Genomic DNA, 13,484 nt, shown 5'->3' with positions numbered 1-13,484 from the left:
CGCCGTCAATCAAAAGAATTCCACGCCGCCATCCGCGGGAGCCGGCGCCACGGGACGAGGACGCTCCATTTCAACGGCGCGCTGCGTCTGAGTGTTGTCGAGCGCATGCTGTCTGGCACGTCCGCTCACCGGCCAGAACTCGACTTTGCGGCCGAGATCGCCCCCGGTCGAGGCGTTGATGATCGGAATGCGCTCGTCGGTCAGAAACCGCGTCGCAAACTCCGCGTTCTGCCTGCCGACATTGGAAAACTGCGCGATGGTCTGCGCTCCGCCGAAGATCTTCGCCTGCAGCCGATCGCGGCGCGCGCCGTTCTTCAAGAGCTCGTTGATCAGCAGTTCCATCAGATGCACGCCGTATCGGGTCGCGGCGTTGCCGGAGGACCCCGGTCCGCCGGGCAGCAGGAAGTGGTTCATCCCACCGATTCCGGCGGCCGAATCCCGCAGGCACGCGGCGACGCAGGAGCCGAGGATCGTGGTCAGAACGACGTTCGGATCGTCGCTGACGTGATACTCTCCCTGAATGACATGAACGCGCCGGACCGCACCGGCTGTCATTTCAGCGCACCGAAGACGGCCTCGATCGCGGCTTGCATCTTTTCCACCGTGAAAGGCTTGGACAGCACGTTGTTCGCACCGAGCTGCGCAGCCTTCTGCACCAGGGCGCGGTCGCCCTGGGCCGTCAGCATGATGAACGCTGCCCGCTTCGTCTGTGCATTGGAGCGGATCGCCTGCAAAAGACCGAGCCCATCCATCTTCGGCATGTTGAAATCCGAGATGACCAGATGATGCGGCTGCTGCTGCATGATCGCGAGACCTTGCTGACCATCGCCTGCCACGGTGATTTGCGAAAAGCCCAATGACTGGAGCGCTTCGCCGAGCAGCAGGCGGCTGGTCACCTGGTCGTCAACGATGAGTACTTTGATTTTTTGCGCAAGCGACATCACACAACCCCGATCTTCTTGGCCGCCGTTGCGGCAATAATTTCATCTCCGATGGCATCGAGGGGCAGCTGCATCGCCACAGCTCCTATCTCCTGCGCAACGCGAGGCATTCCATAGACAACCGCGCTGCGCTCGTCCTGACCGAACGTTGCAGCACCCGCCTGGCGCATGGCGAGCAGACCCTGGGCGCCGTCCCGGCCCATGCCGGTCAGGATCGCGCCGACGGCGTTCTTGCCCGCCGTGGCGGCAACCGAGCGGAACAGGACGTCGACAGACGGCCGGTGGCCGTTCACCGTTCCACTTTCCACCAGCCGGCACCGCGGTCCCGATCCGTTGGTGATTTCCAGATGACGCTCGCCGCCTGGCGCCAGATAAACGCGGCCGAAGGACAGGGGCTCGCCATCGATCGCCTCGGCCACTTTCGGCGCGCACAGGCGATCCAGGCGTTCCGCGAAGCTGCGCGTGAAGGTTGCCGGCATATGCTGTGTGATGACCGTCGGCGGGCAGTTGGCTGGAAACCGCGAGAGAACCTGGATCAGCGCCTCAACACCACCGGTCGACGCACCGATCGCGATGATGCGGTTGCGCGGGCGGTAGTCCGAGGTGACAGGCGCCGGCGCAGCCTTTTCCGAAGGCCGCTGATAGCTCCGCTTCAGCCGCGATGCGGCCGCTTCCTTGACCAGTGTCGTCAGTCCTGCAAACGGCTTGCCTTCGCCCGGAACAGGTTTTCCGATGCAGTCGAAAGCGCCGATCTCAAGCGCCGCCAGCGTCGCTTCGGCCCCTCGCTGCGTCAGGGTCGAGACCATGATCACCGGCATCGGTCGCAGTTGCATGATCTTTTCGAGGAACTCGAGCCCGCTCATGCTGGGCATTTCGATATCCAGCGTCACCACGTCAGGATCGAGAGCCTTGATGGCGCTTCTCGCTTCCATGGCGTTCGACGCCTGGCCAACGACCTCGATATCCGGATCGGCATTGAGCACGGCCGAAATCATCATCCGCATCGTGGCGGAGTCATCGACGACGATCACCCTGATGGGAGAGTTCATAACGTGCCGCTCCTGCCTGCCGGCCTTCCCGAGTTCTTGCGGTAAGTGGTGATGGCGACGTTGTCGAAACCGTCTTTCGCTGGGCCGGACACCCGCTCGGAATGGCCGATGTAAAGATGACCGCCCTCCTCCAGCGTTTGGTAATAGCGGCTCCAGACGCGCGCCTGTGTCTGCTCGTCGAAATAGATCACGACGTTGCGGCAGAAGATCACCTGGAAGGTCCCTTTGAAGGGCCATTCACGCAGAAGATTGAGCTCACGAAACGCGATCAGTTGCTTGACCTGCGAGGAGACTTCCCAACGGGCACCGGCCTCGCCTTTCGCCTCGTGGATGAAGCGCGAACGCAGCGCGGATGGCACCGTCTCGACCGCATGGTCGTCATAACGCCCGGCTTTCGCCTTGGCGATGATCTTCGGATCGATGTCGCTCGCGAGAATTCGGAAGTCGTAGGAAGCGATCTCCGGCATCAGCGACAGGACGGTCAAACCGATCGAATAGGGCTCCTGGCCGTCCGAGCAGCCGGCCGACCAGATCCGCACCCGTCCCCCGGCTTTCGCCTGTTTCAGGAGCGGCGGCAGCACCGTGTCGCGCAGATGGTCGAAATGGTGGTTTTCGCGAAAGAAGCGCGTGAAGTTCGTCGTCAGAAACGACAGCATCTCACGCCGCTCGTCCGCGCCTTCCGGTGAAGAGACGAGTTCGCAATAGTCACGGAAGCTCGACAGGCGCAGTTGGCGAATGCGCTTGGAAAGCCGCGAATAGACGAGCGAGGCCTTGGTCTCGTTGAGATGGATGCCTGCGTCAGCGTAGATCATCGCCGCGATCTCGTTGAGATCACGACGGGTCAGCGGAAATTCGCCGCTGACCAACAGCTCTTCGCCGGGCAGGCCTCCGCCGTCGCGCGCCAGTGGGCGTGTCATGCAGCTTCGCTTTCGCTCGACTTGAAGAGGGCTTCGAGTTCGATGAGACAGATCATCCGACCCTCGATCGCCAGCACGCCGCGGGCGAACGACTTGTCGAGCTCGGAAGAGACTTCCGGCGTCGGCTGGATGTTCTGGCTTGTGACCGACAAGATGTCGGAGACGGCATCGACCAGAAGCCCGACGACCTTCTTGTGCACCTGGGCCACGATGATGACGTGCCGCGCAGTCGGATCGGCTGCCTTCATGCCGAGACGGCTCGACAGATCGATGATGGGAAGCACCGCGCCGCGCAGGTTGATGACGCCGAGCACGAAGCCCGGGGAGTGCGGCAAGGCGGTTGCGGGGGTCCAGCCCCGGATTTCCCGCACCGACATGATGTCGACGCAGAATTCCTGATCGCCGATACGGAAAGCGATGAGTTCGCGAACGCCGTCGGCCTGTGTCCTGGCAAGCTCGTTCATGGTCCTATCCTACTGCTGCGAGGGAAAGTTCGGGCCGCGCCTGGTCGCCGCGAGAACCCGCGACGACGGCATCGACGTCGAGAATGAGGGCAACACGCCCATCACCGAGAATGGTGGCCGCGGCAATGCCCGGCACATGATCGTAATTGGCTTCGAGGCTCTTGATGACGACCTGGCGCTGGCCCTGGATGGCATCGACCATCAGAGCGCGCTGGCCGCCGCCTTCCGTTTCGACGAGCACGGCAACGCCGTGGACCGGATCGGCCTGCTCGCGGCGGAAGGACAGCACCCGCCCGACATCGACCAGAGGACAGAAGGTGTCGCGGATCGAGATCAGGCGCTGTTCCGCGCCGAAGCGGTGGATCTTCGAGGCTTCCGGCTGCAGCGTTTCCACGATCGCCGTCAGTGGCACGACCAGCGTCTGGTTGGCGACCGAGACGACCATGCCATCGAGCACCGCAAGCGTCAGCGGCAGGCTCATGGTGAAGACCGAGCCTTCGCCGGGCTTGGAGACGATGGAGATGCGACCACCCAACTGCTGAATCGAGCGCTTGACCACATCCATGCCGACTCCGCGGCCGGAAATGTCGGAGATCTTGTCGGCGGTCGAGAAGCCTGCATGGAAGATCAGATTGTCGATCTCCTCGTCCGACAGGTTCGCATCGGCACTGATCAGGCCGTTCTCGATCGCCTTTTTGCGGACGCGCTCGCGATTGATGCCGGCGCCGTCATCGGCGATCTCGATCACGATGCGGCCGGACCGGTGCTTGGCGGCAAGTCGCAGCGTCCCTTCTTCCGGTTTGCCTGCGGCGAGCCGCTTCTCCGGTGTCTCGAGCCCGTGATCGACCGCATTGCGGATCATGTGCGTCAGCGGCTCGGCGAGCTTGTCGATGACGGTCTTGTCGACCTCGGTGTTCTCGCCTTCCGTCACCAGACGCACGCTCTTACCGGTCATGTCGGCGATTTCGCGCACGATCCGCGACATGCGCTGGAACACGGGCTTCACCGGCTGGGCGCGGATCGCCATCACGCTGTCCTGGATCTCCCGGGTCAGTTGCTGCAGTTCCTCAAGGCCCATATTGATGGCCGACGTGCCTGCGGCGCTCTCATTGACGCTCTGCGCCAGCATTGCCTGATTGATGACCAGCTCGCCGACGAGGTTGATCAGCCGGTCGACGCGGTCGAGATCGACGCGGATGGTCGGAGCGACCGTTTCCGCTGCACGACGATCCCCACCCTGGCGGCGGTCGGCCGCATCGGGATCGACGCCGCGCTTGGCCGCCGCTTCCGCGATGGAGATGACGGGGGCGACCGGAGCAGATGCCGCAGTCGTGGCAGCTACGGGCGCAGCAACCGGCTGCGGGGCGATCGTATCGGCCACCGTTAGATTGTCGAATGCGGACAGATCGAAGGGCACGGGAACCATGCCGCTGTCTTCGACCGAGGCAGCTGGTTTCGCAGGCGTGATCACCGGAGTCGGCGCCTTGACCGGCGCAGGCGTCTCTATCGGAGCCATCAGCACGATCTCTTCGGCCGGCTGAACCGCGGAAACGTCTCCCGAAGGCACAATCGTCAGGTCGCAATCCCATTCGGCGAATTCGAAGACCCGCTGAATCGGTGCTTCGTCGGCCAGACCGGTCACTTCGATCGTCCAGGAGAGATAGGCACCCTCCGGGTCCATCTGCGCGAGATCCGGAAGATCGCTGCTGTCGCACGCGATCTTTGCCGCACCGAGCTTGGCGACATCGCGCAAGAGCAGATAGGCGTCGTTGCCCTTGCCGTAGAGCTCGGCCCGCGGCCGGAAGGTCACGACAAAGCCCGAGGCTGCGGCGGTGTCTTCGTCATCGAAATCATCGAAGGAGAACGGCACAGGCGCGAAGTCGGCACTTTGCGGTTCGTCCAGCATCACCGGCACCGGCGTGAACTCAGGCTCGGCTTCGGCCGGCTTCTCGCCGCTCGATACGCCTTCGCCGCGTGCCAGCGCCTCCAGGTCGGCAACGAGCGATGCGCTGCGATCCTGGTCGATCTGGTCGCCGTGGCGGGCGGCGTTGGTGAGGTCTGCCAAGACGTCCGCCGACTTCAGCATCACCTTCAAGACGTCATGTGTCGGCTCAAGCTGTCCAGAGCGCACCTTGTCCAGGGTCGTTTCGAACACATGGGCGAAGGCCACGAGATCGTCGAGCGCGAACGCACCGGCGCCGCCCTTGATCGAGTGCACCGCCCGGAACACGGCATTGACGGTTTCCGGATCGGTATCGCCGTCATTCAGCGCGAGAAGACCCGTTTCCAGTTCGGCGAGTTGCTCCTCGCACTCCTGGAAGAAAATCTCTCTGATTTCGTTCATATCCATGATGTCGATCCCGTCAGGCCGTCACGCGCTCGATGGCGTCGATGAGTTTCGCAGGATCGAAGGGCTTCACGATCCAGCCGGTGGCACCGGCCTGGCGTGCGCGGTTCTTCTTTTCCTGGTCGCTTTCCGTCGTCAGCACGAGGATCGGAATGGCGCGGGTGCGCTCGTCCCGCCGCACGCCTTCGATGAATCCGAAGCCATCGAGCCGAGGCATGTTGATGTCGGTCACGATCACGTCCGGGTTGGAACGGGCGAGCACTTCGAGGCCCTCGACGCCGTCCTCTGCCTGGATGGTCTCGTAGCCGGCCCCCGACAGCGTCATCAGCAGCATGTTGCGGATCGTGCGGGAATCGTCGACCGTCAGCACCGTCTTCTTCATCGTGTCGTCTCCGTAGCGGGCGTCAGATCACCGGCAAAACCCATCTGCCGGAGTGCGTTGAGGAAACCGTCGGAAGGACGATCGATCGAAAAGCCGGCGCCGTCGCACTGCCAGGCATTTCGCGCCGCCAAGAGAACCTGCAGGCACTGTCCGCCGATCCGCTCGACCCGCGAGGCATCGAGCGCCAATGGCGTGCCGCGGCGCGCAAGAAGGCGATCGCGCAGAGGCGCTGCCGCGTTGAGGTCCAGGACCGTCGGCAGTTCGACGATCTGTGCATCGTCCATCATCGTCATCGTTCCATTCATGCGTGCTGTCCCTTGAAGAGTGCGGCCGTCCCGCCGCCTTCCCGCGTTGCCGTCGTCGTCATGCTCCAAGGCTCCGCAGGTAGCCCCAGGCATCGTTGTCCCGAGAAGGTCGCTTGTTCGCGACAGGTTCGGTCAGTCGTCCCTGTTCGCGCCGCCCGTATGAGTTCGGCACCGCGGGCGCATCACTGCGATCTTCAACGTGAGACGCACCATGAAGCGGGACCGACATGATGTGAGCGATCGATGCCTTTGCCGCCTGGCCGGCGCGATCGATGGCATCGAATGTCTCTGCCATGTGCCCGAAACCCTGACCGAGAAGGCCGCAATCGGATTTGATCGCGATCAGGTCCTCGCCTGCAGTCTTGGCGTCCGCGTCGACGGCAGACATGCGCAGCAGCACGTCCTTGAGGATGTCGCGGGTCTCTCTGACCCGCGCGGAGCCCTGGCCCACATGCGATTTCGTTTGCCCGACGATGCGTTTGATGTCCTTGGCCGCATCCGCCGAGCGCTCCGCCAGCGCCCGCACTTCCGAAGCAACCACGGCAAAGCCGCGGCCGGCGTCGCCGGCACGTGCCGCCTCGATGCCCGCGTTCAACGCAAGCAGGTTCGTCTGGAACGCAATATCATCGACCGAGCCGATCAGCCGGTTGATCTCTTCTGCCGACCGCTCGATATCGGCCATCGCTGCCATCGTGTGGGCAGCGGCGCTGTCGCCCTCGCTAGCCTTCGCACGCGTGTCACTGATCGACGTTCCCACGACAGCAAGCCGCGCCTCTGCCGTGCCGACGGCAGCAGAAAGATGCGCACTGTTCTGGCGAGCCGTCTCCACGACAAGACGCGCTTCGCCGGTCAGGGCGAGCACCTGCTCCTGCGCATTCTCGGCAAGCACGCCGCTCGACCTCAGCGTCTTCGTAGCCTCGGCGAGTGCGCCCCGGTGCTGATCCAGTTCGACGAGCACCGCGTTGATGGTGCCGGCAACGGTTACAAGGCTGTCGGGAAGTCGTGCAGGCTCGAGACGACGGCCTGTGTCGCCCCGTGCGGCGTCCTGCAGAGGCGGCAGAAGCACCGTTTCGATCCGCTGGCGGGTATCGAGCCGACGCGCTTCGGCTTCGCGCTTGAATGTGTCTTCCAGGCGCGCAGCGCGTTCGCTCACCATCGCCTCGATGTCGGCGAAAACGCTCTTCACCAGCGCCGAGACCGCCGACAGATCGACGCTTTCCGGTTTGCCGAGAGACGGCCAGCGCCGCTGACGGGGCTGTTCGACGATGGTGGTGATGGCCGCGTCGATGGCCTGCCCATAAGCCGCCAGCACAAGCCCGATAGGCGCGCCGGCCTCCGTCAATACGGGGTCGATGTCCGCGCGTGCAAGATCGTCCTGATCATTAAGGATCGCATCCAGACGCTGGGCCAGTGAGTGCTTCAGGCGCCCTTGCATGTTCCCGTCGATCGCGCCGCTTCGTTGCGCGCTGTCCAGGCAGGAGACGATGCTGCTTTTTGCAGAAGCCCCGAGGATGGGCGACACGAGCCGCAAGGCTTCGCGCTCGCCCTGGCCGATCGTCGATGCGACGAATGCGGTCCGGTCGCTGCGAAAACCATGCTCGTTGAGCCGATCCTGCCTCAAGGTGATCCTAACCGGTCATGCAGGCGCGCATCCGCCCCGGTCGAAACCGGAAACGCCACGTCACTTACATGCCTGAACTCTGTCGGGAAAATACCGGTTTCTGTCCGGTACGACGAACCGGCATCATGCCTAAGGGGAATGGCTGTGCGCCCCCACACCCACTGCGTCGTGATGGCGAGACTATGATCGAAGTCCTTGCGCGAAGGTTAACCATCGAGAGCAAGTTCCTGAGCGGTCGTCCCGCCGCCCCTCGCTTTTCAGGGGGTTTCTGCATTGCCGCGCAAGATAAATAATGGCAGTATTGCGTTGCAGCAACAAATGTTGCGGGTACGACCTTTTAACCCTTCGACACGGCCAGGGCGGCGCGATACCATCGACGCCAAAGTATTAACCTTGTGCGCCAACGATGTCGAAACCGCCTCAACTGGCCGACCGATTTGAAGTGGCCGCGTCGCTCGGCGCGTCGCTGCTCGCAATGGCTCGCGATCGTGATATCGACGTCGACAGCATTGCGCGGTCGATGGGGCTCAACACATCGAGCTTCAACGATTTTTCGACGCGCATCAGTCTGGATCGGCTGTGTCGGCTGTTTGAATCGCTCGCGATCATTTCTGGCGATCCCGCCTTTGGACTGAAAGCGGCCGATCACCTGGAGCCCGGCAGCACGGGCATCTATGGCTACGGCATGTTGAGTGCGCCGACGCTCGCCGAGTCGCTCTCCTTTGCAGTGCGTCATCATCGCCTGCTGATGGAAACGCAGCACTGTGCCATCGTCGTCAAAGGGGAAATCGCGCGGCTCGAGTGGTCGCTGCCCGCGCTCATCGTGCGCCACGACCAGTTCACCGATTATTTTGCTGCGCTCTTTGCGGCACGCTACCGCGGTCTCCTCGGGCTGAACCTGCGCGCAGCGCGCTTCATCTTGCAACGGCCTCCGCCCGCCGCGCTTGGCCTCTATCGCCGCAAGCTGGCGGCCAATCTGCGCTTCGGCGCGGCAATGAATGCCATCGAATTCCCAGCCAGCCTGATGGCGACGCCGAACCCGAAGGCCGACGCGCGTCTCCATCGCCTCATGGAAGAACAATGCAACAAGCAGGCGGAATTGAAGGTCGAGAACGACGACCTCCAGACGCGCATCCGGCTCTTTCTCCTGCAGAATCTATCCGCCGGTGAACCGACGCTCGAGCATGTGGCCCGCCACATGGGCATGAGCGAGCGAACGCTTCAGCGCCGCTTGGCCGAAGCGGGGACATCCCACAACGACCTCATCGACCAGACGCGCTGCGAATGGGCGCGTCGCCTTCTGCGTGACAGCGAGCGCAGCATCTCCGACATCGGCTACGAACTCGGCTTTTCCCAGCCAAGCGCCTTCACCCGGTCGACGAGACGCTGGTTCGGCCGATCGCCGAGCGAACTCCGTCGGGAACTGCGGAGCCCCTCTCGTCACTGAATTTTGTGCATTGCAGCATCCGGATTGGCGCCGCGGGTCAAACGCGTCAAAGCAGATTCGTATATTAGGCTTTTATCGCCGCCGGTCGCCTTGACCCGCCGCGAAGCGCTTTGCCGCCCGCATGGATGTCGGCAGCCCTCAGACTCTCATCGTAGAGTTCGAAAGACGACCATGAACAAGATGAACGAGTTGGGCGCCAGCGCGCTCAGCCAGCACGAGATGGATTGCCTGCGCCTGCTCGCGGACGGCCGCGACACCACATTGATCGCCGCCCAGCTGGGCCGTCCAGTCAGCGAAATCGAGCAGACGCTGGATCAGGCTGCCGCTCAGATGGGTGCCTCCAGCCGCCTCCACGCCGTCATCAAGGCCATGCGTCTCGGCCTGGTCGGATAGCCCATTATAAAAGATCCAGCCGGTTCGTCATGAACCAACCGGAACCGCTTTCACGCCCACCTCATCCTTCAGCGTCTTCAACACGATCTCCGACCGTACCTGCGTCACCTGAGGCTGCGGCAGGAGCTTCTCGTGGACGAAGCGCGCAAACGCGGCGAGATCGGGAACGCGGATGTCGAGCACATAATCTGCATCGCCGGACACGGAGTGCGCTGCCCGCACCTCCTCATGACGTGCGAGAAACGCGACAAAGGCAGCCTCCTGCTCCTGGCCGTGCGAACGGAGGTTGACGCGGGTGATTGCGCGCATGCCGAAGCCGAGCGCATCCGCGTCCACAAGCGCGCCGTAACCCTTGATCAGTCCGCCGGCTTCAAGTGCCGCCCGCCGTCGCGAGCATTGCGACGGCGACAGATGGATCTCGGCCGCCAGGTCGGCATTGGTCAGCGTTGCGTCCCGCTGCAGCGCATTGAGTATTGCAGCATCGACGCGGTCGATACGAGTTCCTTGCATCGAGGCTGCTCTCTGATCGATTTCGATGCATCATCGTCGTCTTGCACGCATGAGATTGCAAGCCGCTTGCACGCCTCCGGCAGTAGAATGGCGGCCGTTCTGCAGCGAGGAGGATACGCATGGGACCCTTTCCACACGACGCACCGAAGGCCACGATCTCTGAAGCCAACCCGGCCGGCACGGACGGGTTCGAATTCGTCGAGTTCGCCCATCCCGAACCGGAGGTTCTCGATGGTCTGTTCCGCCAGATGGGCTTCACCGCAGTCGCCAGACACCGTAGCAAGGCGATCACGCTCTACCGCCAGGGCGATATCAATTATCTGCTGAACGCCGAGCCCCACTCCCATGCCGCGCAATTTTGCGCCGAACACGGCCCGTGCGCACCGGCCATGGCCTGGCGCGTCGTCGACGCTGAGCACGCCTTCGCCCGCGCCGTCAGCCTGGGCGCCGAGCCCTACGACGGCGACGGCAAGTCCATCGATGCGCCCGCTGTCGTCGGTATCGGCGGATCGCTCCTATATTTCATCGATCAGTATGGCGAGAATGGAAGTTGCTATTCGGCAGACTACGAGTGGCTGGGTGAGACCGATCCGAAGCCGCAGGGCTTCGGCTTCTTCTATCTCGATCACCTGACCCACAATGTCGTGCGCGGCAACATGGACACCTGGTACCGGTTCTATGCCGAGACCTTCAATTTCCGCGAGATCCGCTTCTTCGACATCAAGGGCAAGCAGACGGGCCTCACGTCGCGCGCCCTCACCTCGCCCGATGGCAAGATCCGCATTCCCATCAACGAAAGCGCTGATGAACACAGCCAGATCGAAGAATATCTGCGCGAATATCGCGGCGAAGGCATCCAGCATATCGCGATCGCGACGAATGACATCTACAGCGCGACCGACAGCATCGCCGCTGCGGGCATGGAATTCATGCCCGGCCCCCCGGATGTCTATTACGAGATGTCCCTGAAACGCGTCGAAGGCCACCAGGAGCCGCTGGAACGCCTGAAGAAGCGCGGCATCCTGATCGACGGCGAAGGCGTCGTCGGTGGCGGCGAGACCCGCGTGCTGCTGCAGATCTTCTCCAAGACCGTGATCGGCCCGATCTTCTTCGAGTTCATCCAACGCAAGGGCGACGATGGCTTCGGTGAAGGCAATTTCCGCGCGCTGTTCGAATCGATCGAGGAAGACCAAGTCCGCCGCGGCGTGCTGAGCAGACCGGAAGCAGCTGAATAGAGCTTGAGCAGATTACAGGTAGCCGGCCAGTCATTCCTGGTCGGCTGTAAACGGGAGAGACAAGCTTCAGGGAGATGGTGCGCATATCCGGTGAGGAAACGAACCGGATATTCGAAGAACTAGCGGAATGGGAACATGTCCTCAAGGACACATCGCTAGCGCGGCCCACGCCGCCCTCATTGTGAGGGCGGCGGAAAATGCCCCAGCACCTTCCATCTTCTGGAAACCCAACTCCGCGTCCCGCGCCTTTCAGCATTCGCCTCTCGGAAGCTGACCGCGCCCGCTTAGCTATGGAGGCTGCGGGCGCTCCGCTTGGTGCCTACATCAAGGAAAAGGTTCTGGGCTCGGCCCCGGTTCGCAAGCGCCGGGCTGGCCAAGCCGTTCAGGACAGAGAAGCGCTGGCCCGTCTTGTCGCGGTCCTCGGCAAGTCCCGACTGTTCCAAAATCTTTCCGAGATGGCCGATGCCGCCCGCAGCGGATCGCTGCCCGTCTCGCCAGAACTTGAAGAAGAGCTGACTGCTATGCTCGCGGAAATCCGCGCGCTGCGTCAGATGCTCCTCACCGCCCTCGGCCTTCAACCGGAGGAGCGGCCATGATCCTCAAAGGCTCTCAGCGCGCATTTGGCCAGAACCTAGCTGCCCACCTTATGAAGCTCGATGACAATGAACACGTTGAGCTTCACGAGTTGCGCGGATTTTGCGCCGATGACCTCAAAGGCGCGTTTCAGGAAGCTGAGGCGGTCAGCCGTGGCACCAAATGCAGCCAATATCTCTTCTCGCTATCATTGAGCCCACCCGAACAGGAGCGCGTTTCGCCCGCGATCTTTGAGCGGGCAATCGAAACCGTCGAACAGCGGCTCGGGCTTGAGGGTCAACCGCGTGCCATCGTCTTCCATGAGAAGGAGGGGCGTCGCCACGCCCATTGCGTCTGGTCCCGGATAGATGCCGAGACCATGACCGCGCGTCCGATGTCGTTTTTCAAGAATCGCCTGACCGAGATTTCGCGCGGGCTTTACCTCGAACATGGCTGGAAAATGCCGGACGGCATCCGCGATTCAGCGAAGCGCGACCCGACGAACTTCACGCTCGCCGAATGGCAGCAGGCAAAACGCCAAGGGAATGATCCCCGCTGGCTCAAACAAGCTGTCCAGGAATGCTGGGCAATGTCCGACGATAGCAAGGCGCTCACACGCGCTTTGGAAGAGCGGGGGTTCTTCCTCGCCAAGGGCGACAAACGAGCCTTCGTCATTCTGGACCACCAGGGCGAAGTTTATTCGCTGCCGAAGATGCTCGGTCTCAAAACGAAGGAAGTGCGCCAACGCTTCGGCGATTGCGATCAGCTTTCCGGCGTGGAGGCGACGCAAAAAATCATCGGCGACCGCATGACCCCGGCCATTCGCCGTCATGTTGAGGAAGCGCGGACCTGCTTCCTCAAACGGTCTGCCACGCTCGGACATTACAAAATGGAGATGACCCACAACCACCGCGCCGCGCGCGAAGCGGCGAAAACGCGCCAGCAGCGCGAGTGGGAGGAGGAGAACCGCCAGCGAGCCGCGCGACTGCCCAAGGGCATTCGCGGCCTCTGGCAGAGGGTGACCGGGGCATACCAGAAAACACGGGCGCAGAACGAGGCGGAGGCGGAACAGTCTCGGCAACGCCAGGCCAAAGAACGCCAGGAACTTGTCGATAGGCAGCGCGCCGAGCGCGCGGTCCTCCAGGCTCAATTCAAGGAACTGCGCAGCGGACAGGCCGAACAACTTCGCGAGCTGCGAAGTGATGTTGGCCGCTTCCTCTCGCTATCGCGCAACCGGACATCGACGCCCGCGCGCTCGGTTGGCGCGGGGCTTGGACTTCGCCTCGAACGATAGTGACCT

15 protein-coding genes are annotated in these 13,484 nt (G+C 62.8%); 5 read left to right on the top strand and 10 right to left on the bottom strand.

From position 1 onward, the window contains the following. Nucleotides 1–9: 9 nt before the first annotated feature. From QQL76_RS02150 to QQL76_RS02110, 9 genes are read right to left on the bottom strand one after another with little or no spacing between them, the layout of a single operon-like run. Nucleotides 10–555, bottom strand: coding sequence for a chemotaxis protein CheD (locus QQL76_RS02150; protein ID WP_126008505.1), 546 nt, complete (start codon nt 553–555; stop codon nt 10–12). Further along, nucleotides 552–941, bottom strand: a complete 390-nt coding sequence (locus QQL76_RS02145; RefSeq protein WP_126012811.1) for a response regulator — start codon at nt 939–941, stop codon at nt 552–554. Before QQL76_RS02145 ends, QQL76_RS02150 begins: the two co-directional genes overlap by 4 nt. Further along, entirely contained in the window at nt 941–1,990 is a 1,050-nt protein-coding gene (locus QQL76_RS02140) for a protein-glutamate methylesterase/protein-glutamine glutaminase (protein WP_499206189.1), read from the bottom strand. The genes QQL76_RS02145 and QQL76_RS02140 overlap by 1 nt, the downstream gene beginning before the upstream one ends. After that, a complete protein-coding gene (locus QQL76_RS02135; RefSeq protein WP_499206188.1) occupies nt 1,987–2,907 on the bottom strand; it encodes a protein-glutamate O-methyltransferase in 921 nt (306 codons plus the stop codon). Before QQL76_RS02135 ends, QQL76_RS02140 begins: the two co-directional genes overlap by 4 nt. Further along, nucleotides 2,904–3,371 (bottom strand): chemotaxis protein CheW, encoded by a 468-nt coding sequence (locus tag QQL76_RS02130; RefSeq protein ID WP_126008502.1) that lies wholly within the window; start codon nt 3,369–3,371, stop codon nt 2,904–2,906. The genes QQL76_RS02135 and QQL76_RS02130 overlap by 4 nt, the downstream gene beginning before the upstream one ends. A 4-nt stretch (nt 3,372–3,375) precedes the next feature. Then, nucleotides 3,376–5,721 (bottom strand): chemotaxis protein CheA, encoded by a 2,346-nt coding sequence (locus QQL76_RS02125; protein ID WP_499206187.1) that lies wholly within the window; start codon nt 5,719–5,721, stop codon nt 3,376–3,378. Between the two features lie 13 nt (nt 5,722–5,734). After that, the gene (locus QQL76_RS02120) at nt 5,735–6,100 is read right to left on the bottom strand and encodes a response regulator (protein WP_126008498.1); all 366 of its coding nucleotides are present in this window, start codon (nt 6,098–6,100) and stop codon (nt 5,735–5,737) included. Then, nucleotides 6,097–6,405, bottom strand: coding sequence for an STAS domain-containing protein (locus QQL76_RS02115; protein WP_499206186.1), 309 nt, complete (start codon nt 6,403–6,405; stop codon nt 6,097–6,099). Before QQL76_RS02115 ends, QQL76_RS02120 begins: the two co-directional genes overlap by 4 nt. A 58-nt stretch (nt 6,406–6,463) precedes the next feature. Beyond that, complete coding sequence (locus QQL76_RS02110; protein ID WP_499206185.1) at nt 6,464–8,026, bottom strand: methyl-accepting chemotaxis protein; 1,563 nt, start codon at nt 8,024–8,026, stop codon at nt 6,464–6,466. A 406-nt stretch (nt 8,027–8,432) separates the two neighbouring features. Between QQL76_RS02110 and QQL76_RS02105 the strand changes: the two genes are divergently transcribed. Both QQL76_RS02105 and QQL76_RS02100 read left to right on the top strand, forming a co-directional pair. Beyond that, a complete protein-coding gene (locus QQL76_RS02105; protein ID WP_499206184.1) occupies nt 8,433–9,473 on the top strand; it encodes an AraC family transcriptional regulator in 1,041 nt (346 codons plus the stop codon). A 171-nt stretch (nt 9,474–9,644) separates the two neighbouring features. Then, nucleotides 9,645–9,866: a helix-turn-helix domain-containing protein gene (locus QQL76_RS02100; RefSeq protein ID WP_499206183.1), complete on the top strand. Its 222-nt coding sequence runs from the start codon at nt 9,645–9,647 to the stop codon at nt 9,864–9,866. A gap of 27 nt (nt 9,867–9,893) precedes the next feature. Here QQL76_RS02100 and QQL76_RS02095 read toward each other — a convergent pair whose 3' ends face one another. Next, entirely contained in the window at nt 9,894–10,376 is a 483-nt protein-coding gene (locus QQL76_RS02095; protein ID WP_499206182.1) for an Lrp/AsnC family transcriptional regulator, read from the bottom strand. Nucleotides 10,377–10,495: 119 nt separating this feature from the next. Between QQL76_RS02095 and hppD the strand changes: the two genes are divergently transcribed. The 3 genes from hppD to QQL76_RS02080 all read left to right on the top strand — a co-directional run bounded on the left by hppD (nt 10,496) and on the right by QQL76_RS02080 (nt 13,478). Next, entirely contained in the window at nt 10,496–11,611 is a 1,116-nt protein-coding gene (gene hppD, locus QQL76_RS02090) for a 4-hydroxyphenylpyruvate dioxygenase family protein (protein ID WP_499206181.1), read from the top strand. A 197-nt stretch (nt 11,612–11,808) separates the two neighbouring features. Then, nucleotides 11,809–12,207 carry a hypothetical protein gene (locus QQL76_RS02085; RefSeq protein ID WP_499206180.1) on the top strand — a complete coding sequence of 133 codons (399 nt, stop codon included), beginning with the start codon at nt 11,809–11,811 and terminating at the stop codon, nt 12,205–12,207. Then, nucleotides 12,204–13,478, top strand: coding sequence for a relaxase family protein (locus tag QQL76_RS02080; RefSeq protein WP_499206179.1), 1,275 nt, complete (start codon nt 12,204–12,206; stop codon nt 13,476–13,478). Before QQL76_RS02085 ends, QQL76_RS02080 begins: the two co-directional genes overlap by 4 nt. Nucleotides 13,479–13,484 lie beyond the last annotated feature (6 nt).

The organism is Rhizobium albus (assembly GCA_030160035.1).
Taxonomy (GTDB): Bacteria; Pseudomonadota; Alphaproteobacteria; order Rhizobiales; family Rhizobiaceae; genus Georhizobium; species Georhizobium albus.
Note: the sequence above shows the minus strand (reverse complement) of the source record. Positions and strands in the feature narration are given on the sequence as shown.